This is a genomic window from Vibrio sp. Isolate22 (assembly GCF_022398115.1).
GTDB lineage: Bacteria > Pseudomonadota > Gammaproteobacteria > Enterobacterales > Vibrionaceae > Vibrio.
Genome location: NZ_JAKEUW010000121.1, coordinates 1 through 3,296 on the forward strand (window position 1 = coordinate 1; position 3,296 = coordinate 3,296).

The 3,296-nt window shown below is 44.7% G+C and carries 3 protein-coding genes; all 3 read left to right on the top strand.

What is annotated here, in order from left to right; translation table 11 throughout:
* Positions 1–680: 680 nt before the first annotated feature.
* Positions 681–1,568 (top strand): 50S ribosomal protein L11 methyltransferase, encoded by an 888-nt coding sequence (prmA, locus tag L1D55_RS26925; protein ID WP_063525206.1) that lies wholly within the window; start codon positions 681–683, stop codon positions 1,566–1,568.
* A 139-nt stretch (positions 1,569–1,707) separates the two neighbouring features.
* Positions 1,708–2,676: a tRNA dihydrouridine synthase DusB gene (dusB, locus tag L1D55_RS26930; protein WP_008219544.1), complete on the top strand. Its 969-nt coding sequence runs from the start codon at positions 1,708–1,710 to the stop codon at positions 2,674–2,676.
* Positions 2,677–2,699: 23 nt separating this feature from the next.
* A complete protein-coding gene (fis, locus tag L1D55_RS26935; protein ID WP_004729744.1) occupies positions 2,700–2,996 on the top strand; it encodes a DNA-binding transcriptional regulator Fis in 297 nt (98 codons plus the stop codon).
* The last annotated feature ends 300 nt before the right edge of the window (positions 2,997–3,296 follow it).

Consider the following 3,296-nt stretch of genomic DNA (forward strand, 5'->3'; position numbering starts at 1 on the left):
CAATCAAGCGACATGTAAAAATCATGAGTCAAGCGACCCCGTTCGATCCTTTTTGGGAAGGTTTTCTCAATGAACGTAAGGTGAAAAATACAGGTCGTAACTCATGGTTTGATCCTGTCGCCACTGCTTTGTGAGTTGCTGGGTAACAATAACGCCTTAGTGGAGGCTTGAGCCGTATGCAGTGAAAGTTGCACGTACGGTTCTTAGGAGGGCGGCATCTGGTAACAGGTGTCGCCTATCCGACAGAAACGTGTTTCAGCGGATGGTCAAGAAAAATCATAAACGCCTAGCAAGTAGTGAGCGGTATGCGAGCGTCAGGAGTGGCTTTATTATTTTACTTTACCATCATTTCCCTTAAATACCCTTTTGGCAGGGTGATGGTTTCACGCAGTGAGGCCATCGCCTTGCTAAGCCTTCAGGGATAAAAAACGTACATACTAATATACATAGTATGTACGTTTTGCATTTCCACAATAAGCATTGACAGTAGGGCTGTCACTCACTCACACGCAATTAGACATAGTTTTTACTGTATACTCCATGATGTGGGCATTTTTTGTTTTTAAGCGTCCAAAAACCCCAAGGAATATTCCCCATTATATTCCTTGGGGTTTTGGTGAATTTGCTCATATTTTCTGCTAGACTCGCCATCCAATTTTTCTCATATAGAAGATTCAGCCATGCCTTGGATTCAAATCAAGCTTAATGCTACCAATGAAAATGCCGAACAAATCGGCGACATGTTAATGGAAGAGACTGGTGCTCTTTCTGTAACTTTCCTGGATGCACAAGATACCCCTGTATTTGAGCCTCTGCCGGGTGAAACTCGCCTTTGGGGTGACACTGACATTCTTGCGCTTTACGACGCTGAGATTGATACAGGTGTCGTTCTAGCGCAGATTAAAGCAAGCAACATGTTCCCTGCAGACTTTGCTCATAAAGTTGAGCAAATTGAAGACAAGGATTGGGAACGTGAATGGATGGACAACTTCCACCCAATGAAGTTTGGTGAGCGTTTATGGATCTGCCCAAGCTGGCGCGATATCCCTGAACCTGACGCGGTAAACGTAATGCTAGACCCTGGCCTTGCATTCGGTACTGGTACTCACCCAACAACAGCATTGTGTCTTGAGTGGCTTGAAGGATTAGATCTTACAGGCAAAACCGTAATCGACTTCGGTTGTGGCTCAGGTATCCTAGCGATCGCAGCGATCAAATTAGGCGCAGCAAAAGTTATCGGGATCGACATTGATCCTCAAGCACTACTTGCATCAAAAGACAACGCAGAGCGCAATGGCGTTGCTGAGCAACTTGAGGTGTTCTTGCCACAAGATCAGCCTGAAGGTTTACTAGCAGACGTTGTTGTTGCCAACATTCTTGCCGGTCCACTGCGCGATCTTTCAGGCATCATTAAAGGCTTAGTTAAGCCAAATGGTGTGCTTGCGATGTCGGGTGTTTTAGATACACAAGCGGAAGATGTTGCGACTTATTATCGTGATGAGCTTCACATTGATCCGATTATCGAGCAGCAAGAGTGGTGTCGAATCTCTGGTCGCAAACAAGGCTAGACAAGACTTTGGGCGCTAATTGATTGAATTTTATGCAAATTACAAAAACAAATTGTAAATGCTCAAATATTAGTCTTTTCACGCAGCGAAAAAATGCGTAAAATGCGCGCCCTTGCTGGTACAGAACTGTGATGACGTTTTGAAAATCGGAAATTATCAACTTAAGAACAATCTAATCGTCGCTCCAATGGCTGGCGTAACGGATAGACCATTCCGTGAGTTGTGTCTTCGCTACGGTGCGGGGATGGCAGTCAGTGAAATGATGTCCTCCAATCCAAAGGTTTGGAAAACGTCGAAGTCTCAGCAGCGTATGGTACATGAAGGCGAATCGGGCATTCGTTCAGTACAAATCGCTGGTGCAGATCCACAGCTTATGGCCGAGGCTGCGCAATTCAATGTCGATAACGGTGCGCAAATCATCGATATCAACATGGGTTGCCCAGCCAAAAAAGTGAATAAGAAGCTTGCGGGCTCTGCCCTACTTCAGTATCCAGACCTCATTGAAGAGATCTTGAAAGCTGTAGTAAACGCAGTCGACGTTCCAGTAACGCTAAAGACTCGTACAGGCTGGGATACAGATAACAGAAACTGTGTCCAAATCGCTAAAATAGCCGAAGACTGCGGCATACAGGCACTTGCCCTTCACGGGAGAACTCGCGCTTGTATGTACAAAGGTGAGGCAGAATACAAACACATTAAAGCGGCGAAACAAGCTGTATCTATTCCGGTTATTGCTAACGGTGATATCGATAGCCCGGAAAAAGCGAAGTTTGTGCTGGAGTACACCGGCGCTGACGCTTTAATGATTGGTCGTCCTGCCCAAGGTCGTCCATGGATTTTTAACGAAATCCTACACTATTTGGAAAACGGCACCACGATGGACCCACTCCCGGTTTCGGAAGTGAAAGACATCATGCTTGGCCATGTTCACGCTCTACATGAATTTTATGGAGAGTTTTTAGGCCCTCGCATCGCTCGTAAGCATGTGGGTTGGTACCTAAAAGAACATGAACAAGCGAGTGAGTTTCGCCGTACCTTCAACGCACTCGAAGCAGGTGATCTGCAGCTTGAGGCGTTAGAAGGTTATTTTGATAACGTTGCACCATAATTACGAGAAGAGCTAGACCGAATATGTTCGAACAAAATCTGACTTCAGAAGCATTGACAGTGACTACAGTAACATCACAAGACCAAATCACGCAGAAACCACTACGTGATTCAGTGAAAGCATCATTGAAAAACTACCTTGCTCAATTAAACGGTCAAGAAGTCAGCGAGTTATACGAACTAGTATTAGCTGAAGTTGAACAGCCACTACTAGACACCATCATGCAGTACACTCGCGGTAACCAAACTCGCGCAGCAACTATGATGGGTATCAACCGCGGTACTCTTCGCAAGAAACTTAAAAAATACGGCATGAACTAATCGTTCTTTCGTAATTAATTGAATTGAAAGCCAAGCTCATTCATTGAGTTTGGCTTTTTTTTGGTTCATCGCGGATTAGCGGGAACTAAAAACAAAAACGGTAGTAAGTGATATGGTTTAGTCGCCAAACAAAAATCATACACAAACTACCGTTTTCATGCCGAATCATACTTTCCTATCTTCATTCTGGGAAGGCTTTAAAATAGTAAAGTCTCACCAGACAGCATCACTTATTACACTGACTCTTAAACCTAACTCTGAGGCTAAATGCCTTTGCGGTCTTGAAGCCGAGGCTATCCA